General features: G+C 62.7%; 16 protein-coding genes and 3 pseudogenes. 5 read left to right on the top strand and 14 right to left on the bottom strand.

Features of this window, described 5'->3' with window-relative positions:
- Window positions 1–280: 280 nt before the first annotated feature.
- From ACWGS8_RS33885 to ACWGS8_RS33875, 3 genes and pseudogenes are all read right to left on the bottom strand, one after another.
- Window positions 281–1,222 carry a DUF2493 domain-containing protein gene (locus ACWGS8_RS33885; protein ID WP_454585000.1) on the bottom strand — a complete coding sequence of 314 codons (942 nt, stop codon included), beginning with the start codon at window positions 1,220–1,222 and terminating at the stop codon, window positions 281–283.
- A gap of 248 nt (window positions 1,223–1,470) precedes the next feature.
- Entirely contained in the window at window positions 1,471–2,520 is a 1,050-nt protein-coding gene (locus ACWGS8_RS33880) for a DUF7146 domain-containing protein (RefSeq protein WP_454584999.1), read from the bottom strand.
- 12 nt (window positions 2,521–2,532) lie between these two features.
- Window positions 2,533–6,969: pseudogene (locus tag ACWGS8_RS33875) on the bottom strand (strawberry notch-like NTP hydrolase domain-containing protein).
- Between the two features lie 185 nt (window positions 6,970–7,154).
- Here ACWGS8_RS33875 and ACWGS8_RS33870 point away from each other — a divergent pair.
- The gene (locus ACWGS8_RS33870) at window positions 7,155–8,345 is read left to right on the top strand and encodes a DUF1173 domain-containing protein (RefSeq protein WP_454585001.1); all 1,191 of its coding nucleotides are present in this window, start codon (window positions 7,155–7,157) and stop codon (window positions 8,343–8,345) included.
- A gap of 177 nt (window positions 8,346–8,522) precedes the next feature.
- On the opposite strand, the gene ACWGS8_RS33865 is transcribed toward ACWGS8_RS33870, so the two are convergent.
- The 5 genes and pseudogenes from ACWGS8_RS33865 to ACWGS8_RS33845 all read right to left on the bottom strand — a co-directional run bounded on the left by ACWGS8_RS33865 (window position 8,523) and on the right by ACWGS8_RS33845 (window position 14,493).
- Window positions 8,523–9,479: an MFS transporter gene (locus tag ACWGS8_RS33865; RefSeq protein ID WP_454584998.1), complete on the bottom strand. Its 957-nt coding sequence runs from the start codon at window positions 9,477–9,479 to the stop codon at window positions 8,523–8,525.
- Between the two features lie 224 nt (window positions 9,480–9,703).
- Window positions 9,704–11,983: a xanthine dehydrogenase family protein molybdopterin-binding subunit gene (locus tag ACWGS8_RS33860; protein ID WP_454584997.1), complete on the bottom strand. Its 2,280-nt coding sequence runs from the start codon at window positions 11,981–11,983 to the stop codon at window positions 9,704–9,706.
- A 2-nt stretch (window positions 11,984–11,985) separates the two neighbouring features.
- The gene (locus ACWGS8_RS33855) at window positions 11,986–13,008 is read right to left on the bottom strand and encodes an FAD binding domain-containing protein (protein WP_454584996.1); all 1,023 of its coding nucleotides are present in this window, start codon (window positions 13,006–13,008) and stop codon (window positions 11,986–11,988) included.
- Window position 13,009: 1 nt separating this feature from the next.
- Entirely contained in the window at window positions 13,010–13,642 is a 633-nt protein-coding gene (locus ACWGS8_RS33850; protein ID WP_454584995.1) for a (2Fe-2S)-binding protein, read from the bottom strand.
- Window positions 13,643–13,891: 249 nt separating this feature from the next.
- Window positions 13,892–14,493 (bottom strand): annotated as a pseudogene (locus ACWGS8_RS33845) (cysteine hydrolase family protein).
- A 109-nt stretch (window positions 14,494–14,602) separates the two neighbouring features.
- Between ACWGS8_RS33845 and ACWGS8_RS33840 the strand changes: the two are divergent.
- Window positions 14,603–15,085 (top strand): GFA family protein, encoded by a 483-nt coding sequence (locus tag ACWGS8_RS33840; protein ID WP_454584994.1) that lies wholly within the window; start codon window positions 14,603–14,605, stop codon window positions 15,083–15,085.
- A gap of 171 nt (window positions 15,086–15,256) precedes the next feature.
- On the top strand, window positions 15,257–15,655 hold the full coding sequence (locus tag ACWGS8_RS33835) for a gamma-glutamylcyclotransferase family protein (RefSeq protein ID WP_454584993.1): 399 nt from the start codon (window positions 15,257–15,259) through the stop codon (window positions 15,653–15,655).
- Here the strand turns inward: ACWGS8_RS33835 and ACWGS8_RS33830 are convergent.
- The 3 genes and pseudogenes from ACWGS8_RS33830 to ACWGS8_RS33820 form a co-directional block, all read right to left on the bottom strand.
- Window positions 15,652–16,098, bottom strand: a complete 447-nt coding sequence (locus tag ACWGS8_RS33830) for a GFA family protein (protein WP_454584992.1) — start codon at window positions 16,096–16,098, stop codon at window positions 15,652–15,654. The genes ACWGS8_RS33835 and ACWGS8_RS33830 overlap by 4 nt on opposite strands.
- A 45-nt stretch (window positions 16,099–16,143) precedes the next feature.
- Window positions 16,144–16,760 (bottom strand): annotated as a pseudogene (locus ACWGS8_RS33825) (flavodoxin family protein).
- 48 nt (window positions 16,761–16,808) lie between these two features.
- The gene (locus ACWGS8_RS33820) at window positions 16,809–17,111 is read right to left on the bottom strand and encodes a hypothetical protein (protein ID WP_454584991.1); all 303 of its coding nucleotides are present in this window, start codon (window positions 17,109–17,111) and stop codon (window positions 16,809–16,811) included.
- A gap of 49 nt (window positions 17,112–17,160) precedes the next feature.
- Here ACWGS8_RS33820 and ACWGS8_RS33815 point away from each other — a divergent pair, with 49 nt between their 5' ends.
- Entirely contained in the window at window positions 17,161–17,541 is a 381-nt protein-coding gene (locus tag ACWGS8_RS33815) for a hypothetical protein (protein WP_454584990.1), read from the top strand.
- Between the two features lie 756 nt (window positions 17,542–18,297).
- Window positions 18,298–18,762 carry a hypothetical protein gene (locus tag ACWGS8_RS33810; protein ID WP_454584989.1) on the top strand — a complete coding sequence of 155 codons (465 nt, stop codon included), beginning with the start codon at window positions 18,298–18,300 and terminating at the stop codon, window positions 18,760–18,762.
- Between the two features lie 443 nt (window positions 18,763–19,205).
- On the opposite strand, the gene ACWGS8_RS33805 is transcribed toward ACWGS8_RS33810, so the two are convergent.
- Genes ACWGS8_RS33805 through ACWGS8_RS33795 form a run of 3 tightly spaced genes read right to left on the bottom strand, consistent with a single transcriptional unit; the run spans window position 19,206 to window position 24,123 of the window.
- Complete coding sequence (locus tag ACWGS8_RS33805; protein ID WP_454584988.1) at window positions 19,206–20,177, bottom strand: chemotaxis protein CheB; 972 nt, start codon at window positions 20,175–20,177, stop codon at window positions 19,206–19,208.
- A gap of 60 nt (window positions 20,178–20,237) precedes the next feature.
- Window positions 20,238–20,621 (bottom strand): response regulator, encoded by a 384-nt coding sequence (locus ACWGS8_RS33800; protein ID WP_454584987.1) that lies wholly within the window; start codon window positions 20,619–20,621, stop codon window positions 20,238–20,240.
- 7 nt (window positions 20,622–20,628) lie between these two features.
- On the bottom strand, window positions 20,629–24,123 hold the full coding sequence (locus tag ACWGS8_RS33795; protein WP_454584986.1) for a chemotaxis protein CheB: 3,495 nt from the start codon (window positions 24,121–24,123) through the stop codon (window positions 20,629–20,631).
- Between the last annotated feature and the right edge of the window lie 12 nt (window positions 24,124–24,135).

Here is a 24,135-nt window from a genome sequence, read left to right as displayed (position 1 = left end):
GCATGAACTCCGTGCGCGACAGGCCAAGCAGCTCCGCGCCGCGGTCGATGATGGTGAGATCATCGTCGCGAAACCGCATCGAGACGGGTGTTTCCTTCCTCGTGGCTGTGACGGCCATGGCGCGCTCCTGTGCTGCGGACGTATATACGTCTATGTAACGCGGAACGCAATACCACATTGCGTGGCGGCAGGCTTCGCTGCGTCGATACGATCCGTGGAGGCGGAGAGCGCGGTGCTTCGCGCGCGGTTCGGTGGTGCGGATTGCGATGAAAGCGGCGCTTCACGCGCCGCCCTCCGCGAAACGCCAGACCGGGATGCCGAGGCGGCGGGCCTTGTCGGCAAGATTCTCGGTGATGCCGGAACCGGGAAAGACGATCAGGCCGTAGGGCACGACCGACAGGAGTTGGTCGTTGCGGCGGAACGGGGCGGCCTTGGCGTGCCGGTTCCAGTCCGGCTTGAAGGCGATTTGCGTGACCTTGCGGTTCTCGGCCCAGCAGGCCGCGATGCGTTCGGCGCCGCGCGGGCTGCCGCCGTGGAGCAGGACCATGTCCGAGTGCTTCTCGCGGGCCTTGTCGAGTGCGTCCCAGATCCGGTCGTGATCGTTGCAATCGAGGCCTCCCGCGAAGGCGATCTTGGTGCCGGCGGGCACCAGCACTTCGGTCTCGGCGCGGCGGCGTGCCGCGAGGAAATCGCGCGAGTCGATCACCGAAGCGGTCATCGCCTGGTGGCTGACCTTGGAGCCGGTGCGCGGCCGCCATGCCGATCCGGTTTGCGCCTCGTAAAGGTCCGCGGCCTCGTCGCGCATGATTTCCAGCACGTTGCGGCGCTCAATATAGGTGATGCCCTCGGCCGTGAGCCGTTCCAGCTCGACCGACTTCACTTCGGAGCCGTCCTGTTCGCCCTGGCTCGAACGCTGCGCCTCCTCGTTGCGGTCGAGACTGCGGGCGACGCGCTCGGCGGCGCGATGGAAGACGTTTGCGAAGGACCAGAGCAGGTCGTCGAGGTCGGGTTCGAGCCTGGTGTCGCCGAGCATGCCGGCGAAGGCCTCGACGATCCCGGCGAGGCCGGCGCGGATCACCTCGTCGTCGGGAAGAGGCCGAGGATCGGGCTCGTCCTGATGCGGGCGATGCCCGTACATCTGCAGTTCGAGGATGACGCGGTCGGTCGGCGAGGAGGCGTGGTAGGGCTCGTACGCGTCGTCGAAAGGAAGCTCGTAGGTCATGGCGTGTCTCCGTCGGTTGTGGCCGCGCCTGTCGCGGCCTGACAGCGCTCCCCGGCCACGCACCGGGCGCGGCCGCACCGAAGGCCAAAGCGCAAGCGGAGGACGGCGCAGCCGTTGCGGCCGTGACGGGGGCGTGGCAGGGGTCGCCTCTCGGGCAGGCCGCGGGCGCGGCTTCTCCCGGCGGACCGTCGCCATGCCAATAGGTCTTCCGGTGACGTCGGCCCTGTCCACCTGACGGCTCGAGGCGTTCATCGGCGCGGCAGGAAGAGACGGGCATCCTCCGGGACGAGCTGATCGCTGAGCCATGCCGCGAGATGGGTCGGCCCGAGATGCCGTAGATCGTCGTTGAAGTCGCCTAGTCGCGGTCGCAATTCCAGAGTGAGGACCCCGGCCGCGCCTGCGCGCTGGCTGAGACGCTCGATGCCGTGCCGGCCGGCTGCGTCGGCGTCGGCCGCGATATAAAGGCGCTTGCAGCCGGGCGGGAAGATGAGGCCGGCAAGGTGATTGGCGGAGGTGGCGGCGGCCACCGGCAGCGTCGGCATCACCGTCCGAAGCGAGGCCATCGTCTCAAAACCCTCGCCGGCGGCCATGACCGGGACGGGCGCACCGGGCTGGAGGCCAAGCCAGATGCTGTTGCCGAGCAGATTCCCGAGAGAGCGGCGCGGGTCGGCGATCGGCGCCTTGCCGTTGCCTGCCCCGTCCAGCCAGGTGCGCTGCAGGCCGGTGATACGCCCGTCGAGGCTGGTGACAGCGGCAATCAAAGCAGGAAGCGTCTGCGTCTCGCCGGTCACGAGATCCCGGTAATAGCAGCCGGGATGGAAGCGCAGGGCACGCTCGCTTATGGAAAGCACGATGCCGCGACCAGCGAGATAGCGTTCCGCGAGCGTGCCGGCGATCGGCTGTGACATGGCGAACAGGCGACGCGCGGCATCGGGGGAGCCGCGTGCCGCGGTGGTTTGGCCCTGCGCGCCATGGGCCCGAGTCTGGGGCTGGGGCAGCGGCATGGAGAGAAAGCGACGTGCTTCATCGGCGACCTCGCGGAAGTCGACCAGACCACAGCTCTGCTCGATGACGTCGAGCAGGTCGCCATGTTGCCCGTTCGCTTCATCGACCCACTTCCCGGCTGGTCCTTTCGCGTTGGCCTTCAACCGCACATGCATGGAGCGGCCGCGCGTGTTGCGGACATCGCCGACGATCCAGTGATTGCCCGAACGATAGCCGTTGGAGAGATATTCGCGGCACACCGCCTCGGCATGGTCGCCGAGGCGGTGTGCCAGCTCGGAAGCCGAGCCGCTCATGATCGCCTCCGCTCAAGCCGCTGCAGCACGGTCGGTGACTCCGACCAGCGTATGGCGATCCAGCAACGCGGCGAGGAGGGCCGGGCCTTGCGCGGCCGTCGGGATGAACAGCCGAAGCTTCCAGGCGATGATTTCGGAGATCAGTCCGAGCGCCTTCAGCCGGGGCACCATTGCTCCGGTGAAGCCGATCAGCTCGACACGGTAGTCGTGCATCACGCGGCTGCGGCGCAGGATCAGGCCGTCGGCGAGTTGCAGGCCGATCCGGCCTTCCACGAGCCCGGTCCAGGCATCTTCCGGTGCGAGCGAGGGAACATGATCAAGCCCAAGATTGCGGAGCATGGTCGCGACATGGGTCGGCGCAATGTGACGGCCGATGATGCGCTCCCCCGCATCGGTCTGGATGCGGTAAACCCGGCAATCGTCGTCAGGCAACCGCCGCCAGATCGGCAGGAGGAGCCCTGCGACGATGTGGAATGTGCTGGTTGTGAACTCCGGGACGGCCTCCACTTCGGCTTCCCACAGCTCGCAGAACAGTTTTCGGCCAGCCGGCTGCCAGTGCGTTTCGGCAAGCGCGCCCTGGCCGAGGCGCAGCTCGTCGGTCGGTCGCAGCAGACGGACGCGGTGCTCGACGGTTCCATCGTCGAGCATCAGGCTCGCCGTCGGCAGCTGTATCGCCGCGCGGCTCGAGCGTGAGTTGACGAGCAGAACCGATTGGGGCTCCGCTCGGACGATGGCCAGCGCGTCGACCAGGCCGAGCGGCCCGATGCGGTCCTTGCGCGCGACGGTCAGCACATGCGACTGGGCGCCCGAAACAGGATGGGTGTAGACGGTTCGCCGATCGGTTACGACGATGCTCTCCGCCGTGATCGTCTCCAGACCCTTGTCATAGTTCCCGGCGGCGATGGCGCCCTCTATTCTTCCCGCCATCAACTGCTCGAACACCTCGAACAACAGGTTCTGGGTTTCGATCCGCAGTGCGAGCAGACGGTTAAGCCAGGTCGTGATCGGCGGCAGTTCGTCGCGCAGGCCACCCTCGTCGGTGGTCAGCGACAGGCCGGTCACGGTCTCGAAGGTCGTGAGCGAGCAGCCCTCGATCTTGCCCTGGTGCAGCAGCATGTAGAACTGACGCAGCGCCGAGCGAGCGTAAGGACTTTCGAGATTGTCCTCGGACCGGAACAGCCCTGCCCCGCCCGTCTGGCGCTGGCCGCGCGTGATCGCGCCCAATGTGTCGAGCCGTCGTGCGATCGTCGACAGGAAGCGTTTGCCGGCTTTGACATTGGCGGCCATCGGCCGGAAGAGCGGTGGCCGCGCCTGGTTGGTGCGATGGGTCCGGCCGAGCCCCTGGATAGCGTTGTCGGCGCGCCAGCCGGCGCAACCTCTGGTTCTTCACCCCGAGATCTGCGTCGTAGGAGCGCCCGGTGCCGCCGGCGTCAGAAAAGATCAGCACGCCCTTGTTGTCGTCCATGAAGCTTTGCGTCTCGCCAAGATTGGCCGAAACGGGCCGGTTTTCGACGGCAAGCCGGTCGATGCCGTCGCGGCCGGTCTTCTTCACGATGCGGCGCGAGCGGCCAGTGACCTCGGCGACCGTGTCGGTGCCGAAGTGATGGAGGATCTGGTCGAGCGCGCTGCCGACCGGCGGCAGGGACGCAAGCCGCTCGATCATCTCGTCACGCCGGCGCACCGCCTCGCGGCACTGGACGGGATTGCCGTCCACATCATGCGCCGGCCGCGAATAGACGTTGCCATCAGCGTCCGAATACTCCTCGAACAACTGCGTCGGGAAGGAATGCATCAAATACCCGCCGACATACTCGCGCGGTGTGATGTCGACATGGAGGTCCGACCATTCCTCGGTCGGGATCTCTGCCAGCCGTCGTTCCATCAGCGCCTCACCCGTGGAAACGATCTGCACGACCGCGGCGTGGCCGTCGGCGCGGTCCTGCTCGATCGCACCGATCAAGGTCGGCGTCATCATCGAGGTGATGAGATGGCTGAAGAAGCGCTGCTTGGTGCTCTCGAAGGCTGAGCGCGCGGCCGCTTTTGCGTTGCGGTTCAGCGTGCCGGTCTCGCTGGTGATGTTGGCTGCCTCGAGCGCCGCGTTGAGGTTGTTGTGGATCACCTGGAAGGCGTCCGCATAGGCGTTGTAGATCCGGATCTGCTCCGGGGTCAGTTCGTGCTCGAGCAGGTCATATTCGACACCGTCATAGGAAAGCGAACGAGCCGTATAGAGGCCGAGCGACTTGAGATCGCGAGCCAGCACCTCCATTGCGGCAACACCGCCGTCCTCAATGGCCGCAACGAACTCGGCGCGGTTGGCGAACGGGAAATCCTCGCTGCCCCAGATGCCGAGGCGCTGAGCATAGGCGAGATTCTCGACCGCGGTGGCGCCGGTCGCCGAGACATAAACGACGCGGGCGTCGGGAAGCGCGTGCTGCAGACGCAGGCCAGCCCTGCCCTGCTGCGAGGGAGCCACGTCACCGCGCTCGCTCTTACCGCCCGCGGCATTTGCCATGGCGTGGGCCTCGTCGAAGACGATGAGGCCATCAAAATCCCTACCGATCCAGTCGACGATCTGGGCGATGCGGGACTTCTTGCCCTCGCGCTCCTGCGAGCGCAGCGTCGCGTAAGTGGTGAAGAGGACGCCTTCGGCAAGCCGGATTGGCGTGCCCTGCCGATAGCGTGAGAGCGGCTGGATCAGGAGCCGCTCCTGGCCGAGTGCAGACCAGTCGCGCTGGGCATCTTCCAGCAATTTGTCGGACTTGGAAATCCAGATCGCACGGCGGCGGCCCTGCAGCCAGTTGTCCAGGATGATGCCGGCGACCTGCCGTCCCTTGCCGCAACCGGTTCCGTCTCCCAAAAACCAGCCGCGGCGGAAGCGGACCGCATTCTCTGCACCCTCGGGGGCGGCCGAGACGACGTCGCAGGTTTCGCCGACGGTCCAGGTACCGGCGAGATGGCCGGAATGCGCTTCCCCGGCATAAATCACGCTTTCGATCTGGGCGTCGGACAGCAGGCCCTCGTCGGCGATCGCGCCAGGCAGTAGGGGTCTATAGGAAGGCTTCGGCGGCGCGACGGCGGCCATGGCGGCCGACTGCACAAGTGGCGTCGGGTGCGGCTTTGTACGGGGAATGTGGATCGACTGAAGGACATAGGGCTCGTAGATCGTGTCGGTGAGCCGGCCGCCTTGCTCGGCCATCCAGTCGCGCAGATCATAGGCAAGGGCCACGGCCGGGGCGCTGCTTGCAGCGGCCGGGCGGCTGGGCGTTGCCCGGCCTACCGGACGCACGGGCCGGACGGTTCTTACGGCAGCAACCGAGGCGGTGATGGGTGCGGCTCTCGCCGCGGATCGAGTGGCCATCTGCATAGCGGCATTGCGCAGGATCCCGTTCGACAGAGCGCCGATCGAGTCCGGAAAGCCGCACGCTGTCCGCGGCTGCAGATCCGTGATCCAGGAGAGCAGCGTCTCGACGTCGGGCGTCCTGCCCGGCGACGCGACGAAACGCGACGGATCGGCGGCTGGTACCTTGTCGATAATCGTCAGGCGGGTTTCGGCGGTCGTGCCATGGCGGGCATAGACACGGCCGTCGATCGCCGCGGTGAAAACGACGGCGCCCAGCTGCTGCAGCCGCTCGAAGGCTGGCCTCCATTTGGGGTTTTCGGGAGACAGGCCGGTGCCGGTGATGGCGACAAGACGGCCGCCTGGACGCAGGCGCGCGAATGCGGAGGAGAGATGCCGCCACGCGGCATCAGCGACATGGCCGTCAACATAGGCGGCCACCGTGAAGGGCGGATTCATCAGCACGACGGACGGCTCGATGGCCGCATCGAGATGATCGTCGATATGGGCTGCATCGTGCCGGGAAACGGGGGCTCGCGGAACATCAGGCCGAGTAGATCGCCGCGCGTCGCGGCAAGCTCGTTGAGCACGAGCGAAGCCCGCGCGATCTCGGCATGTACGGCGAGCAGGCCGGTGCCGGCCGAGGGTTCGAGAACAAGGTCTGAAGATGCGATTGCAGCGGCATGGGCGGTGACGAAGGCGAGCGGCAGCGGCGTCGACAGCTGCTGCATGGCGTGGCTCTCGTCCGACCGTCGCGTATGGCTGGGAACGAGGTCGGCGATTCGCTTCATCATCGCCAGCGTCGCTTGCGGCGTGGCCGACCGGGACAGGATCGCTGGTCCGAACCGGCGCAAGAACACCACCTGGGCCGCTTCGAGCGCCTCGTAGGCGTCTTTCCAGATCCAGAACCCCTGCGCATCGGAGCCGCCAAAACTTGTCGTCATGGCGGTGCGGAGCGTCGCGGTGGTGACTGGCTTGCCCTGCTCGAGGAAAGGCAGAAGCAGCATTGCCGCCTGAAAGATCGCCTGGGCGCTGTCGATGGCGGCGGGCGTGGGCGCGCCGAGGGGAGCGGCCGTCCGGAGAGCGGCCGATGTGGTCGAAACGATGTTCATGGAGATGTCCTTCGCGAGAGGTGAGTAGCTCCGGCGCCGGCACTCTCTCCGCGCCGGCCGGGCCGCACTGCTCCCGGCTCCCCTCTCCCTCTGGCGCCGATCGATCAAACGGGTTGCGCTCAGCGCAAAGCCATGACTTGAATGTGCGCACAGGGATGCGGCGGCGACCTGGAGCTACGGAGGGGATGCGACGGTTCCGAATTGGAAGTGAGGTCTACGAGGAGGGAACGCCTGACCTGCAGGCGGCGCTGGCGAACGCCTATGTTAACAGGGAGCGCCCACTTTGCCTGTGCCGCGAGCCGGGCTGTCCGATGTATGTCGCCCGCATCGGCGACCTTCATCTGATCAAGCGCATGCCGCTCAGCGGCGGCGGGCACGATTCTTCCTGCGATTCTTACGAATCGCCTTACGAGCTGTCGGGTCTGGGCGCCTTGATGGGCAGCGCGATCCAGCTCGATCCACAAAGCGACATGGCGGCGCTGAAGCTGGATTTCAGCCTGTCGAAGACGGGAAACCGGGCTGCGTCCGCGCCTGCTGGCCAGAACTCCGCCAGCGTGGCCGGAGATCCCAAGAGGATGTCGCTGCGTGGCCTCCTTCACTATCTCTGGCACGAGGCCGAATTGACGGTCTGGACATCCAGATGGGCCGGCAAGCGACATTGGTGGAATGTCCGCTGGCACCTCATCGAAGCGGCCGGGCAAATGACGGTGCGCGGCGGAGCCCTGGCGGACATCCTGTTCGTCCCCGAGCCGTTCCGGGCCGAGAACAAGGAAGCGATCGAACAGCGCCGCAACGCGGTTCTTGCCACAGCACTTCCGCCAAAATCCGGCCCGCGGAAATTGCTGCTCCTGGTCGGCGAGGTAAAGGAGATCACGTCCGCCCGATCGGGTCAGAAACTTGTCATCAGGCATTTGCCCGGTTTTCCCTTCATCATCGACGACGCAATGCATCGGCGTTTGCAGGTACGCTTCGAGAGAGAATTGTCGCTGTGGGGAGCGGATTCGAGCTCACATCTCATGGCAATCGCGACGTTCGGACTGAATTCGGCCGGCCTCGCCATTGTCGAGGAGATCGCGTTGATGGTCGTGTCCGAGAACTGGATTCCTTACGAGACGGTCCCAGAAAAGAGGCTCGTCGACGCGCTTGCCCGTCTTCGCGAGAAGAGCGTGAAGGGATTGCGCTACGACCTGCAACCCGACCAGCCGATCGCCAACGCCTTGCTTCAGAACAGGCGAGAGCCGGTCGCTCTCTTTGTCGTTCCGGCCGGAGCGGACGGAGCGTTCGAGGTTTCGCTGCAGGACATGATTGCGGATCGGCCGGAGATCGGTGCGTGGACCTGGCGTGTTGGCGACGGGGAGATGCCGGCCCTTCCATAGGGATGGCGACGACATCTCAGATACGCATCAAGGTCGTGAATCGGTTGGAGGTCATCGATACCGGCTATTTCCCCGCTGGCCTTTGTGTGGCCGCGGCGAACGAAACCGACATCGCAAGCTTCTGGTCTCGAAAATGCGATAGCGATCATCCAGCAGGGCTAAACTGACGTCGCTGCCTTACCTTTGGAGGCGCAAGGCGACGAGAACCGTTCCCAACGCCAATACGGCGCTCACAAGAAAGATCGAACCGAGGCCTGCGGCGCCGGCGACAAGTCCAAGCAAGGGCGTGAGGATGCCAAGCGCGACATCGAGGAACGCGGTGTAGATGCCCATCGCAAGGCCCCGGCTCTCGGCAGGCGCGCGGCGCACGGCTTCACGCCCGAGACCCGGATAGACAAAGGCATAGCCGAAGCCGGCAATGAACGCGCCCACGAAGCCAAGAAGAGCATTGGGTGATGCCCACATCATTGCCATTCCAATCGCTTGCACGACGACAAACACCAGCGCCGCGTTCGCGCCGCCCATGCGATCCGGCAAGCTTCCAAACGCCAAACGTGCGAGGATCAAAGCCCCGGCAAAGGCGGTGAATGAAAGCCAGGCGGGATGCCATTCCCGCTCGGTGAAATACAGCACCGCGAACGCCGTCATCGCCCCATAAGCAAGGCTTGCGAAGGCAAGTCCAATGCCAGGCAGCGTGACGGCCATGAGGACCTTGCCGAGGGCTCCGGGGTTCTGCGCGGCGGGCATCACGCCCGGCATGGGCAGTACGATTGCCGCCGTCAGCGCGGGAACGACGAGCGTTGCCATGCCGATCGCCACGAACCCGAGGCTGCCAAACAGCAGGCTTCCAACCGGTGCGCCAGCGGCGAGCGCCACATACATCGCCGTCCCGATCCAGCCGATCACCTTGCCGGACTCCTCGCGCCCCGCGAGATTAAGTCCCCAGCTCTGTGCGCCCGTAATGACGAAGCTCTCGGCACCGCCCATGAGCGCGCGGCCAACCAGCAGCACCGCAACGGAGAGGACGGAGTTGCCGATAGGGAGCAGCGAGCCCAGGTAGAGAAGTCCCGCCAATGCGGCCACGAGCCCGGCGGCCAGACCACGCCGATCACCTGCGGGGTCGAAGGCAGGCAATACATCGTCTTGCGCCCGACGGCCTGCATTTCTTGGACCCAAGGTCGGCGACGAAGCATTGCGGCCCCGTCCTGTCGGCTGAGCGCCCGTCCCGCTGCGTCGCCTGGCGAGGAAATACATCCAGATCAGTGGGCGGACGGACGCTCGGCAGCATCACATGCCAGTATAAAACATGGGTCTCTCCTATCAGAAGAGATATTTACACAAGGTCGACGTCGGGCAGCTCAAGCGATCAGTTGCTCGATCCTGATCGGCAGGTCGCGGATGCGCTTGCCCGTCGCGTGATAGACAGCGCTAGCGACGGCGGCGGCCGTGCCGACATTGCCGAGCTCGCCGAGACCTTTGACGCCCGCCGGGTTGACCGCATGGTCGACCTCCGGCACCAGGATCACCTGCAGATCCTTGATGTCGGCATTGACGGGCACGAGATAGTCTTGCAGGTCGCGATTCACGTAGCGGGCGTAACGCCTGTCGATTTCGGTCGCTTCATGCAGCGCCTGGCCAATGCCCCAGATCATGCCGCCCATAAGCTGACTGCGCGCGGTGCGGGTGTTCATGATGCGGCCGGCCGCGAAGGCGCCGACGATGCGCGGGACGCGGATTTCCCTAGTGTAACGGTTGATGCGGACTTCGACGAACTCGGCGCCGAACGCGTATTTCACCGAATCCTCATCCTCTTCGCCCCCATGGAATTCCTGCTCCCCGGCATAAAGCTTCTTCAGCGCCTCGGGTGTCGCGCCCTTGGGCGCAAACTCGGCATATTCCTCAATCGCGCCGACCTGCATGGCCTTCAAGACGTCCGCGACCTTCGCCGACGCCCCGCCCTTTGCCAAGATCTTGCCGTCTGCGAGGTCAAATTCCTCATTGTGCGAGCCGGCCAGCGGACCGCCTTCTTCCGTCGCAGAGGCATAGAGCTTGGCACGGATCGCGTCGCAGGCCTTGAGCACTGCCGAACACACGCTTGCGGTGGAGATCGATCCGCCGGACACGGGCGCTGGAGGCAGGTTGCTGTCGCCCATTTCGACGCTGACCCGATCGATGCCCACCCCGAGGCGTTCCGCTGCCATCTGTCCGGCCACGGTGCGAACGCCGGTGCCGATCTCATGCGAGCCGCATTGCAGGCGCACGTCTCCATCAACGGTGAGCCGCACCCGCGCAGCACAGGGCGCGACCGCGGTCGGATAGATTGCCGTGGCGCAGCCCATGCCGACCAGCCAGTCGCCGTCGCGCATCGCACCGACTGTCGCATCCCGCTTGCTCCAACCGAAGGCCTCAGCCGCTTGGTCGTAGCACTGGATAAGTGAGCGGCTGGAGAAGGGTTTTTTTCCGATCGGCTCCGTCTTCGGTTCATTGATGCGGCGGAACTCGACCGGATCCATGCCGAGCGCCACCGCCATTTCGTCCATGGCGTTTTCGAGCGCGTAGACGTATGGCGTTTCAGGGGGTGAGCGCATGTAGCCAGGCGTACTGCGATCCGCCTGAACAAGTGAGACATGCGTCAGCACCGCGCCGTAGTCGTACATGCGACCCGTCGCAGAAGTGCCGCCGACGACATAGGGATCTGGGCGCGACGTCACCTCCCAGCCTTCATGCCCGAAGGCGGTGATGTGGCCGTCCTTGCCGGCGCCGATCCGGATACGATGCCGGGTCTCGGCTCTGTATGTCTGAGTGCCGAAGGCTTGCATGCGACTTGTCACGCAACGCACCGGCCGACCGAGCCGTTTGGCCGCAACGGCAACGATTGCGGTACGCGTCGTCATCGGTCCCTTGGAGCCGAACGCTCCGCCAATGAAAGGGCTGACGATGCGCACCTTCGCCGGATCGATCTTCAATTGCCTGGCCAACTCCACCTTCCAGCCGGTCACGTTTTGCGATGGCTCGTGCACGATGAGCTGGTCGCCTTGCCAGAAGGCGGTGGTCGAGAACAGCTCGATCGGGTTGTGGTGCTGCGTCGGCGTCGAATAACGTTCGTCGATCTTGACAGCGGCGCTGGCATAGGCGGTCTCGAAGTCACCGGCCTTCACATCCTCCTTGAACAGCGGACTATTACCGGCGGCGGGGATTGTCGCCGTGCCCGGGCTGTCGAAAGTCGCTGTTGGTTTCTCCACCTCATACTCGGCGAGGATCGACTGCGCCGCCTCCTCAGCCGCCTCAAAGGTCTCGGCGATTGCCAATGCGATGATCTGCCCATCGTGGAAAATCGTGCGGTCATGCAATGGCCCGATCGACGTGGCGCCCGAGTTTCCAAATTTCGGCTTTTCGACCTTGTCCATATCGCCATAGGTGACAATGTCGAGCAGACCGGGCACCGCGCGGGCATCGTCGAGATGCAGCCTCGTCACCTTGCCCTTGGCGATGCTGCTGGTCGCCAGCGCGCCATAGGCGACGTTAGCGGTGGGAAGATCGGCCGGGTAATGCGCCTGCCCGGTGACTTTCAACCGAGCATCGATGCGCGGCAGCGGTTCGCCCATATTCTCCTTGGGTTTGGGAGCGGCAGCGTCCATGGTCACACCTTCATGTCGCGGGTTTCAAGCAGCGCGCGGATCAGCGTTTGTTTTCCGAGCTCGATCTTGAATGCGTTGTGCTGGCGCGGTACGGCGTCGGCAAAAGCGGCGTCTGCCGCGGCCATGGCCGAGTCCTCGTCGAGCTTCTTTCCTTGCAGGGCATCTTCAGCCTTGCTGGCGCGCCAAGGCACCGTTGCGAGGCCGCCCAGCGCGATCCGCGCTTCGCGGACGGCGCCTTCATCCAGATCAAGGGCAACAGCCGCCGAGGCCAAGGCAAAGGCATAGGATTCCCGGTCGCGAATCTTCAGGTACATGGAGCGCCGAGCCCATGGGATGGCGGGCACGCCGATGGCGGTGATGATCTCATCGGCGGCAAGATCAGTCTCGATATGCGGTGTGTCGCCGGGCCGGCGATGCAGCTTGGCGAGCGGTATTTTTCGCCCGCCGCGCGACCCTTCGGCATGGACCACGGCATCGAGGGCGATCAGCGCCTGGGCGAAGTCGCCGTGATAGGTGGCGATACACGCGTCGCTTGCCCCGAACACCGCGTGCTGCCGATTGAAACCTTCCATCGCGGCGCAGCCGGAGCCCGGGACGCGCTTGTTGCATGGCCAGGACGTCTCGCGAAAATATTCGCAGCGCGTGCGTTGCAAGACGTTGCCCGCGAGGCTCGCCATGTTGCGTATCTGGCCGCTTGCCGCCAGCCGCAGGCTGTCGGCAATGACCGGATAGCGGCGCTTGACTTCGGCATGATCGGAGACTTCGCCCATGCGCACCAGGGCGCCGAAGCGGAGGCCATCGTCGGTCACCAGTATCTGCCGGAGCCCGGGATCCTTGAGGCGGTTTAAGTCCAGCAACCGGTCGGGCTCCGCAACGCCGAGCTTCATATAATCGGCAAGATTGGTGCCGCCGGCAATGAACTGCGCCTTCGCTCGCGTGGGTTGATCGTCATTGGTCGTGAACCGAGAAGCCAACGCGACCGCGGTGGAGATGTCGGTCGGCTGTTCGTAGACGAAGGGGCGCATGTCAGGCTCCCCTCGTCTCGTCGCGCGCCTGCACAATGGCGGCAACGATGTTGGGATAGGCGGCGCAGCGGCAGATGTTGCCGCTCATATGTTCGCGGATGTCGTCTTCGGACTGCGCGTGGCCTTCATTCACGCAGCCGATGGCCGACAGGATCTGGCCCGGCGTGCAGTAACCGCACTGGAAGGCATCGTGATCGATGAAGGCTTGCTGCATCGGGTGCAGTTTGCCCTCGCTTGAGGCGAGCCCCTCCACCGTCGTCACATCCTTGCCCTCGTTCATCACCGCAAAACTGAGGCACGAGAGAACGCGTTTGCCATCGACCAGCACGGTGCAGGCGCCGCATTGGCCATGATCGCACCCCTTTTTCGTCCCGGTCAGGCCTGCGTGATCTCGAAGCGCATCCAGAAGGCTGGTCCGCGTATCGAGTGACAGCTCGTAAGGCTGCTTGTTGATCCGAAGCGAGATCGTGACGGGTTGTCTGGGGTTGGCGGTGGAGACAGGCGACGGTTCAACCTTCGCCGGAGTTGCCAGCAACGGCGCGGCAGCCGCAGCTGAAGCTGTGGCCGTCAAAAAACTGCGGCGGCTGAGGCCGGCGATGCTTGAGGCAGAAACTTCCGGCATGGCTGGCTCCATCGCTGGCTGGCTATTGGCGCTAACCTCTGACGGACGGCATTGTTCCGGATGGCTCCCAGAAATTCAGGAACTCAGGCAAGAGTGACCTTGCTTGTTCCTACGCGGCGGGCATCTTCTCGAAGGTTCCGTACGGCCGAACACTGGAAATCACGGTCGTTGAATCACTCGGATATCTGCGCCGCACCAAGTGCTCCGACCTCGGTGTCGCGCTGATCGACCTGGAACCCTGACAGGCGCGTGCGATCAGCGTCAACTCCAGGCCGAAAGCACCGTCTCCATCGCCACGGTTTCCACCTGCTGCGCAAAACGCTGATGATACACCGTCATCAGTGCGTCGTGCGTTGCATCCGAGGAGCTGCAAAGCGCATCGGTCACCAGACGCGATAACCGATATCGATCGCGCCCAGCACCGTGGCAAGGGCGCAGACATTGGTGCCGCCGGTAACCACCAGGGTGTCAATCCGGCGGGCGGCAAGCACAGCCAGGAGCCTGCCTTCCGGCCAAGGCGAATAGACATGCTTGTCGAGAGCTTCAGCGGTTGGACAGAATGCTGCGAGCGACGGCAGCAATTCGATCATCTCCGGGCCGATATTGTCGATCGTCATCGACGCCCAGCGCTCCTAATAGCGCTTCCACGTGCCGGCGCCCTGACCGGGTCTCTCGGCCGGTATGGAGTGCGTGAAGATCGTGCGCTCTGCGTGCCGCTCGACTAGGCTGACAATTCTCGGAAGGACCCGCGTGATCCAGGGTGTCGCCCATTGCGAAGGTTCGGCGAACAATCTCTGCATGTCGACCCAAAGAAAAGCGCAGTGATCGCCGAGCGGTCCGTAGGTCAGACCCGGAGCCGACATCGCAAGGCCAAGCCCGCTAGGGAAGATCGCGTGGCGGAGGGGTGTTCGAGAGTCAAAAGTTCGATCCTCGGTATTCGAGCCCGGGCGGCAGCCGAAGCAACGTTTTGTTATGCAACGCGTTCCGTCCGTAACCACGCAAGACCCTAAGCGTTCAAGCTTGATGGAGACATCCGAGATCCGCGCCCAGACTGCCCCCGTCGAACGAACGGGCGGGTGCCTTTGTGGCAAGGTCCGCTATCGCGTGGCCGGCGATCCCCGCGTTCACTATTGCCACTGCGATATGTGCCGGCGCGCGACTGGGAGCGCATTTGCTGTGCTTGCCTGGACGACCGCCGCCAACGTGTCATGGTTGACCGAAGAACCCGCCCTTCGCCGCTCTTCGCCGATCGCACAGAGAGGATTTTGTCCGGCCTGCGGCACTCCGCTTACCCTCTCATATGACGCCGCGCGGGATGAGGTCGCACTTCATGTCGGGACCTTTGACAATCCGGCGGAGCTCGAGCCTCAACACAACTATGGATCATCGCAGCGGCTTGGCTGGGTTTGCTGCGGCATCGACCTGCCGGACCGCAACACGCAAGAGCGATGGTAGCGAGGAGTGAAAACAATATCCGGTCCGCGGCGCATCGCGTTGTTTGCCACTCGCGGAGGAAGCATGAGCAAGCCAATCGAGAACTGAAAGACGACTGACTATGACCCGCTTTCGTTTGCTGAGAAGCAGGGCTTTGGCGCGAAACCGGGGCGACAACAACCAGGTCATACAATGGCGCAGAAAGTATTTGTCTTCGGCACGTTGAAGAAAGGCTTCCCCCTCCACGACAGAGGGTTGGCGGGTGCGAACTTTCTCGGGCTCTACCGGACTCGTGACCGTTTTCCGATGCTGATCGCAGGACCGAGATTTGCGCCAATGATGTTCAACGAACCCGGGATCGGATGCCATGTCGCCGGTGAGCTCTACGGGGTGGCGGATGGCGCAATGAGCGGCTTGGACCGCCTTGAGAGGGTCGGCGAACCAGGCAACTTGCGGCTGCGGATTGACGTTGAGCCTCTGGCCGGTGGAAAGCCGGTTTCTGCCTTTGCCTATCTAAAGATGCGGGACCTCGCTGAGCCCCGTCATTCCGATTACCTGGAAACGTATGATGACAGGCGCTTTCGCGATTAAGCATTCTGGCGGTCACGCGGGTTGCCGAAAGAGGGGTCGCGCCGGCGGGTGTAACCTTCTACGCGCGGCAGGCCATCGTCCATGACGATGAAGGGCAGACGCATTTCCCAATAAGCCTGCGCTTGGGGCGCGAACTTCTCCGGCGCATCCATGAATCCAATCGAGATATAAAACTCGTTCGGAAGGCCCTGGTCGGCGTAACCGATGGACGTACCGCATTCTTCGCAGAACGATCGCACCACGCCTTCAGTCTTGGAGAACGTCTTGGGGTTCGCTCCCATCCATTTCACTTCCTGCGGGCGATATCCGATCCAGATGGTGAGCGGACTCCCAATCGCCCGCCGGCAATCGTCATCGTGATCGAAGCAGATCCAGAATGGCTCTCCGACAAATTCGGCCGAGATGTTGCCGCAGAAGCAGCGGCCTTGTTCGATGCGGGTCATTGGATGAAAACCTCGAGAAAACTTGTTAACGGCAGGCAGGGGACGCTAGCTTTCAGCGACGCCCGTATGATTGTTGGCTGCCAACAATCCCGCCAGATGAACCGCATTGGAAGCCGCCATCTTGATCGCTTTGGCGACCTTCTTTGGCGTCTTCGGCAGGTCGACATAGTTCACGTCGCCCATCGCCTCCCCCACCCAATACACCCCTGCGTTGGCGGGCACCGTGAAGCCGACATCGTTCAACGCCTGATAGCACTCGGCGTGGCAGTGATGCGCGCCATCCTCGTTGCCGACGATCGCAACCAGGGCTACCTTGCCGGCGGCGGGCATGCGGCCCTTGTCGCCGGTCTCCTCCAGAAAAGCATCCATCCGTTCCATTACCCGTTTGGCGACGCTCGAAGGCTGACCGAGCCAGATCGGCTGCCGAGAATGAAGATATCCGCGGCGAGGATTTTCCTATGCAGCTTCGGCCATTCGTCGCCCTTTCCCATGTCGGAAAGCACGCCGGGCTTGATCTCGTGATCCAGGGCGCGGAAGGTCTCGCTTTTCACACCATGGGATTGAAGCGCTGAGAGCAGGTCGCCAAGAAGCTTGTCGGTGGAGGATTTCTCCTTGTCATCCGAGGCTTTCAGCGAACAATTGAGGGCGAAGGCGGTGAGCATCTTTTTTCCTTTTTCTGAGCGCGGGGACCGGGGCTCACCCGGAGCGCATTACTCCGGCTCCTCCTTAGGCGGGTTAATGGGGGAGGCCGATGGACCATCCTCCCTTAGCACGTCAGAGAAATTGACGGTCGCGACCAGATAGCCGGCATCATCAAAGACCTTAACGCTGGACCCGGAGTGGTCAGCGCCTGCTGGTGCCGCGCTCGCAGTTGCCTTGGCCAATTCGACAGCCCTGGGGCTAGCTAGATCCGCGCTAGCTAGATCCTCCTCAACGATACTGGATTGATCGCCGACGAAGGTCTCGAAACGAAAATGGGGCATCGGCTTTGTCTCCTTGCGCAGCCGTGACATGAGGCCGTCTCGATAGGGGAAGGCTGCAATCTCAAGGTCGCTGAGGCCGTTGCCCCGTTTTGTCTATCGGGAAGGTAGCGTCGCCATTGTCCTTGCCCGATATGACGCGAGGATCGGCGCTCACCACGCCGTCGTTTTTTCCGCCCTTGTGATGTTTCTCAGATTGGCCCTGAGCGTCTCGCTCGGGCGCGTGACCGGATTTACGGCTGTCGATCTTTTTATCCGCCAATGCCTCTTCCCTTGCCTATTTCGGCGGCGCGGCAGGCTGAGCGGGCTGGACGCCCTGCTGATCGCCACCGGTGCTCGACTTTGTGGTTGGATCCTTATCGACCTGCGGATTCTGGTCTGGCGGCTGGTTGCTTACCGCGTTCGTCCTCGAGCTATCGACGCCGTTGTCGCTGCATCCTGCGATGAGACCTGCGACAACTAACAAAGCCAGGCGTCTCATGAGCGCGCTCCTTTAGGGCTGAACAACCGGCGGTGGAGAATGTTCCGCGCCTTGCCCTCCAAGACCCAGAAAAAGGGATGGGCGCAACTGTCGGAAATACTTGGAGCCCAATTCCGGTCACGAAATATTCGGCGGAGCGCACGGCCGGTTCCGGATCGAGGGAAAGCGGGAACACCAACAAATGAGGGAGCCACCTGCGACAGGTGACGGCCAGCCTACCAAGCGCGGGGTGTTCAGCCGCGTATGAGCCTCAGCAACGGTGCGGTGGCTTCAATCGAAAGTTCGGACCGAGCAGCCGCTCGGAGCGAGCGAAAGCCATCCTAACCCTAACGGCGACGTTCGACCCGCGCGTGCAGCCCTGCACGCGATGAGGTTGCCGAGATCGACAGCAATTCCGGAAGAGATCAAAAGGAACCAGTCGTCCGCTTGTGGCCAACCAGAACGACCTTGTCGCGGCGACGCTTGCCCGTCAACGCGTCACCAAGCAATGCCCCGTCCGACCAATCTAAGCCGCTGGCAAAGATTGTAAATCGTCAGCAACACTTGCGGGGTCCGCCAGGAGCCCCTCCACGACCGCCAGTGAAAAATGGCCATGCAATCCAACGTGGCCCCAGCCAAATTCTTCTGGCTCCGGAACTTTCTGGCTGGGTGATGGTTCGACCGGCATAGGGACGATTAGGCCACTCACACCTGCGCACGATTCGCCGCAGGCAGAGCAGGCTTAGGACGGAGACGGCCATGAAACACCAAACGCTTCAAGAGCTGCACGCGATCGCGGAGATCGATGCAGACTACCCCGCGATGACGCGGAGCCAACGGCTGGAACACTGGGCTTCACTCCTCGAGAAGGATCCCGAGCGGACCCTCGGTGCCCTGGCCGGCACTGAATATATGAGCCTGGATGAACGAGACAAAGCGCAGTGCCTAGAATCGCCGCTTAGCGTCGCATTCGCAGATCCAATCTTGCGCTTGCAGGGACTGAGAAGTGCCACCTACGGTGAAGCCAGACGCTTCTTCGAGCTAGCGGATTGGCAGCTGCACGCCATTGTCTGCCATTGCCATGTCGGCGCAAGCATGAAGGCCGGTTGGGCCGCCGTAAGAGTCCGGGCAGCTACCAAAGACGACGGAAGGCTGTTCGGCAAATTACGGGACATCATCGCCGGTTGGGCAGCGACGGTCATTTCTTCTCGTCGTCGGGAATAGGCTAGCTCAATCGGGCGGTTTCTTTGAACAAGATGCGGCAGTTGGTGCCGGCGCCGATAACGCCTTGGCGTCAGGCGCTTCGGCATCCTAGCACCTGCGATGAACTGCAAGCGGAGTGCGTGGCTGATAGCGTGTTCCGCTTGGCCGTGGGGTCTCTCTGACCGCCAGCAGACGAGTAGCTCTCCTGTCGCATCGTTTTCGGCGTTTTTGCGGGCGCATAGCTCGGATCTCCGGCCGTCACAACGTGCAGAGATTTAGTGAATGATATCTTGCGACAAGTATCTTTCCGCTCCTCGGTGTGTCGAGCTCGCAAATCGCAGCCCGACGGGCGCCCGCTTGGATGTCGACGCAGGCGGCCAACGCTAATGACGAACTGCCAGCGGAGTTGACGCAAAAGCTGGCTGATAATGGCAGTTTGGCGCGTGAAGCTGAACCAGACAGCGCTATTTAAGTACTGCTCCTCGCAATACAGCGGAGGCTTGTTTGTACTCTTGAGCACGCTCTTCAAAAGTCCCGGCGATGGCAGTCCTTCCAGCCCGGACCGCGTCAAGAGCCATCTTATCCATAAGGAGTGCTCGCTCGCCGATCACCCGGAGCGCAATACGCAACGCCTCGTCTACGGAGCCCTCCTGCTCATATGCCAATGCTTCGGCGGTATAGCCATGGCCCACTTGACAGCGAAAGCGAAGCGGTGAGCGCCTGAGCTGCGACAACGTCCCGCCGCACCCCGGACACGCCAGAGGCACCGGGTCAGCGATCTCCGCGATAGTCGGGGTGTCGGAAGGCCGGCCCATGGCGATCGTCACCTCCAGTGTTATATCTTCGGGCGGAGCAAACACCGGACCTGGCTCTTCCTGAATGAGGCGAGTCAAGAGAATAGAAAGATCCCCGGCGGGCGCGCGATAATCGACGTCGCTGACCAAAAGCGCCGTGCGCGGCATCTCGCTTTCGATGGCGTCAGCGGGGTTCTGCACCACTGTCACCCCTCCGCATCGCTTGAGATCGGCCAGACCAGAGGCACCATCGTTCAACATCCCGGATAGAAGGACGCCAATTGCCTTGGACCCGGCACTGACGCCGGCCGATCGAAACAGGGGATCGATCGCCGGCCGTGCCATGTTTTCACGCGGACCGCGGCCCAAGCGGACGATCCGACCGTCAATAACCAGATGGCGATCAGCTGGGGCCACATAGATGCGGCCTGTCTGGAGCGGTTCGCCGTCGACCGCGGTGCTCGCGGGGAGTGGTCCTTCGCTATCCAGAATGCCGGCAAGCAAGTTAGGATTATTGGTCGCCACGTGCACCGCGACTAAGGCCGAGGCTTCCAGGTTCGCCGGCAGCTGACGACAGATCTGCCGGATAACGTCGATCGACCCGGCCGAGCCGCCGATTGCGATAATCTCTCGTCTGGCCATGGCGGCATCTCCCGCTGAATGCCTGCATAAACACTGCTCGGCCGAAACCGTCTAGTCCGACTATTGGTGTGGCCGCATGCTTAAAAGTCCGAGCAGATGATTCTGCAGCTCAGTTGGACTAAAGGGCTTAGACAAGCGCGGACGGTGGCGATGCCGCTCTTCCAGCGCCCATTCGCTGTAGCCGCTGCAGAAGAGAAACGGAATGCCGCGTTCGGCCAGAATATCGGCTACCGTATAAGAATTGCCACCACGGATATTGATATCCAGAACAGCCGCTTCAATCTCGGCGCTTCTGGCCAGGTCGAGGGCGACATCCAACCTTGCAGCAGGACCCACAATCTGAAGACCGAGGTCGAGTAACACATCTTCGATTGTCAGGACGATCGTGAACTCGTCCTCGACAACCAGCACCCGGTGTCGTTCTCGACTGCGCTCAATGGTCATTAAAGTCTCAACCGCGTTGCATTCGTAGTTCCCCGACTGCCGAAGTAAATGGCACTTCGATGTTGCATGTCAGCCCGGTCTCGGCAAAATTCTGGATCACCTTTGCGTCGAACTCGTGCGCGAGCGCGCGTTCGATCAATACCGAGCCAAATCCGCGGCGCGACGGCGGCTCTAAAACACGAGGACCGCCGCTCTCGGTCCAGCTCAACCGCAGAGTCCGGGGCCTGTCCGTTATCTCCCACAAGACCTCAAGTTCGCCGTCGGGTGCGGATAACGACCCGTACTTCGCAGCGTTGCTTGCCAGTTCGTGAATGGCCATCGCCACAGCAAGGCCAGCTTTTGGGGTTAGCACGAAGTCGGGGCCAACGGCTCGAACTTTCCGACCCTGGTACGGCGCAAGTTCGGTGTCGATTATATCGCGCAAAGTGCCAGCGCCAGATGCCCCGGGCGTCGTGGTAAGAAGACTGTGAGCCCGGCTGATCGCTGCGATCCGGCCTTTGATCGTCCGAGCGAAAGCCTCCGGCGACGGGTTCGCTGCAAGGGTCTGGGAGACAATCGAGGATACGATCGCCAGGATGTTCTTTACACGGTGATCGAGCTCGCCCAACAACAGACCGGCCTGTTCTTCGGCCCGTTTCCGGTTGTCGATCTCCAGGGTGACGGAGATAATGCGATTGGCGCCGTTATCATTGTCGCTCAGAACCGAGACAGCATCGTGCACCCACACGGTCGAGCCAGTCCGGCGCAACAGGCGATACTCGGCTTCGAAAGGCTGTCCTTCGCGGACCGCCTTCTCGAACTGCTCCACGACAGCCTCGCGGTCTTCAGGATTGATGAGCTCTTGCCAGCTGAGACGCTGCAAATCTTCCGGAGACCGGTCGGCCAGCTTCTCCAAAGCTGCGTTGGTCAGCAGAAATCGGCCGTCCAGATCGGTTTCGGCCACACCAACTGCGGCTTGGTTGACGATCGCGCTGAAGCGGCGCTCACTGATGCCCTTGGCGCGTTCGGCCTCTTTGCGCGCCGTGACGTCGACAAAGGTTATGACCACGCCTTCGATGATCCGCTCGAGACTGCGGTAGGGTCGGATGCGCATGACGAAGGAGGCGCCGCGGTCCTGCAGAGTAAGTTCACGCTCCACCACGGTGAGTTCGCGCAAGACCTTGCCCACGTCACGCACAAGATCGTCGTAGGCGAGCAGGCTGACGATATCCGTCACCGGCCGGCCGCGATCACCCTCCCGCAGGCTGAATATATCGGCCATGCCCGGCGTAAAATTCTTGATCCGAAGGTTCTCATCAAGAAAGATTGTCGCAATTTGTGTGCTGTCCAAGAGGTTCTGCAGATCGCTATTCAGGTTCGATAACAGATCGTTCTTGGCCATCATCTCGGAGTTGACCGTCTGCAACTCTTCGTTAATCGACTGCATTTCTTCCTTCGAGGTTTGCAGTTCCTCATTGGTCGACTGCAACTCCTCATTAACCGACTGGTATTCCTCCGCCGCGGACTTCATTTCTTCGTTCGCGGTTTCGAGATCGGTGATCGTCGCCTGCAACTGGGCTCGGGTCGTTCGAAGCTCCTGCTCGGCGGCAATGGCTTCAGGGCTACGGAAACTGCCATCTGCCGCCAGTGAGGGCTCTTGCGGTGTAGTGCGGCCCTCTTTGAATGCGACAACGTAGAGCCTTTCGTCGCCGATATCCTGCACCGGCTCGACGATGACGCTCAGCAACTGCTGCTGGCCGTCGGTCAGCGTGGCCAAATTGTCATCGACCACCCCTTCCCCGGTCTTAATCGCCGATTTTAGCGCCGTACGCACCGCGACCCGCAAGTCCCTGCGCAGGTTGGAAAGCAGGCTGAGGCTGGCAGCGCCGGCTGAGGGCTCAAGGTAGCGAGAAACCTCGCCTCCTGAATACCGCACGATATTGCTGTGGCGGTCCACAACAAGGAACACCGGCGAGTGTTTCGCCAGCGACGCCCGGACAGCCCGGTCGACGCGATCGCTTGAGCCGCGGCCCGGTTCTCCCGCAAGGCGGTTTGGGCCTGACGCCGGTGTGGGCATTGGCATCGTCGGGAACGCCGCATCCGCGTCCTGTCGTTGGAAAATGTGAGCGGCCTTGTCCAGAGGCTTAAACAGGTTGGCGTGACCACTGACGCCCTCGGACAGTCCGAGGAAGAGCAGGCCGCTTGCGTTCAGGGCATAATGAAACGCCCGCAAGACTCGGTCCTGCAACTCGCTGTCCATGTAAATCATAAGATTTCGACACGAGATTAGGTCGAGCTTGGAGAATGGCGGGTCCTTCGTCACGTTGTGGACTGAGAAGACACACATGCTGCGTATCTGCCGAATTGGGCAAAATTCACCATCGACTTCAAAAAACCAGCGCTGAAGACGCTCGGGGGAAATCCCGGCGGTCCGGGCATAGCGCCCCGCCCGAGCAAACTCGATCGCACGGTCATCGATGTCGGTGCCAAAAATCTGTACATCGAGGCTTGCCCCGCGCGCCTCGATGAGTTCGCGAAGGACGATGGCGAGGCTATAGACCTCTTCGCCTGTTGAGCAGGCCGGCACCCACACTCTGAAAGTGGAGTTGGCGCCACCTCGTTCAAGGAAGACGGCGACGGCCGCTGCCAAACCCTGGAACGCCTGTGCATCGCGGAAGAACTCGGTCACGCCGATCAGCAGATCGCGGAAGAGCAGCCCTGGCTCGGCAGGATCGTCCCGAAGAAGCTTGATATAGGCAGGGACGGTACCCGCCTGCAGGACTTGCATGCGGCGCTGGATGCGGCGTGTCACCGTCTTGGTTTTGTACTTTGCGAAATCGTGCCCGGTCTTCGCTCGCAAAAGGGAGAGAACGGACGCCAGGTGCTCTGCCGCGTCGGTTCGCGTACCTTCGTCGTCTTTCCGGTCCGCAACAAGCGCCAGATGATCGCGGTATTCGATCAACTTCGCCGGCATCTGTTCGACCGGCAGCACATAATCAACGTGACCAGTGGCGGCCGCGCTCTGGGGCATCCCCGCCATGACCTGGTGATCGAATTCCGCCTGGGCGATCGTCAGCCCGCCACTTTCCTTTACCGCAGCAAGTCCGATAGACCCATCGCTGCCGACGCCCGAAAGAACGATTGAAACAGCGTTGTCGGCCTGGTCTTTCGCGAGCGAGGAGAAAAAACTGTCAATCGGCCGACGGCTCGAGCGAGGCGGAGCCGGTTTCACAATGAAAAGCCGGCCCCCTTCTATAGTCAACGTGGCGTCGGGAGGGATCACATGCACGCGGTTGGCCTCTACCCGCATGCCGTGCTTGGCTTCGACAACCGTGATCGGTGCGATCCGCGTTAGAATTTCGGTCAGTATGCTCTCATGCTCGGGGGAAAGATGCTGTACCAGGACAAAGGCCATGCCGCTGTCTGGCGGCAAGTGGGCAAAGAACCCCCTGAACGCTTCGAGGCCACCGGCAGAAGCCCCGATACCGACAATCAGCTTCAGGCGCTTCTCATTTCGGGCCATCGACTACAATCC

The organism is Mesorhizobium sp. 43Arga, assembly GCF_053714255.1.
This window is presented reverse-complemented; position numbering and strand designations above follow the sequence as displayed.

Coding starts and splice junctions, on each gene's coding strand:
- ACWGS8_RS33835 (WP_454584993.1), top strand. CDS start 15,257: ATGGCGCAGAAAGTATTTGTCTTCGGCACGTTGAAGAAAGGCTTCCCC.
- ACWGS8_RS33850 (WP_454584995.1), bottom strand. CDS start 13,642: ATGGAGCCAGCCATGCCGGAAGTTTCTGCCTCAAGCATCGCCGGCCTC.
- ACWGS8_RS33800 (WP_454584987.1), bottom strand. CDS start 20,621: ATGACCATTGAGCGCAGTCGAGAACGACACCGGGTGCTGGTTGTCGAG.
- ACWGS8_RS33805 (WP_454584988.1), bottom strand. CDS start 20,177: ATGGCCAGACGAGAGATTATCGCAATCGGCGGCTCGGCCGGGTCGATC.
- ACWGS8_RS33880 (WP_454584999.1), bottom strand. CDS start 2,520: ATGAGCGGCTCGGCTTCCGAGCTGGCACACCGCCTCGGCGACCATGCC.
- ACWGS8_RS33810 (WP_454584989.1), top strand. CDS start 18,298: ATGAAACACCAAACGCTTCAAGAGCTGCACGCGATCGCGGAGATCGAT.
- ACWGS8_RS33855 (WP_454584996.1), bottom strand. CDS start 13,008: ATGCGCCCCTTCGTCTACGAACAGCCGACCGACATCTCCACCGCGGTC.
- ACWGS8_RS33860 (WP_454584997.1), bottom strand. CDS start 11,983: ATGGACGCTGCCGCTCCCAAACCCAAGGAGAATATGGGCGAACCGCTG.
- ACWGS8_RS33840 (WP_454584994.1), top strand. CDS start 14,603: ATGCAACGCGTTCCGTCCGTAACCACGCAAGACCCTAAGCGTTCAAGC.
- ACWGS8_RS33830 (WP_454584992.1), bottom strand. CDS start 16,098: ATGACCCGCATCGAACAAGGCCGCTGCTTCTGCGGCAACATCTCGGCC.
- ACWGS8_RS33795 (WP_454584986.1), bottom strand. CDS start 24,123: ATGGCCCGAAATGAGAAGCGCCTGAAGCTGATTGTCGGTATCGGGGCT.
- ACWGS8_RS33820 (WP_454584991.1), bottom strand. CDS start 17,111: ATGTCACGGCTGCGCAAGGAGACAAAGCCGATGCCCCATTTTCGTTTC.
- ACWGS8_RS33870 (WP_454585001.1), top strand. CDS start 7,155: ATGCGACGGTTCCGAATTGGAAGTGAGGTCTACGAGGAGGGAACGCCT.
- ACWGS8_RS33885 (WP_454585000.1), bottom strand. CDS start 1,222: ATGACCTACGAGCTTCCTTTCGACGACGCGTACGAGCCCTACCACGCC.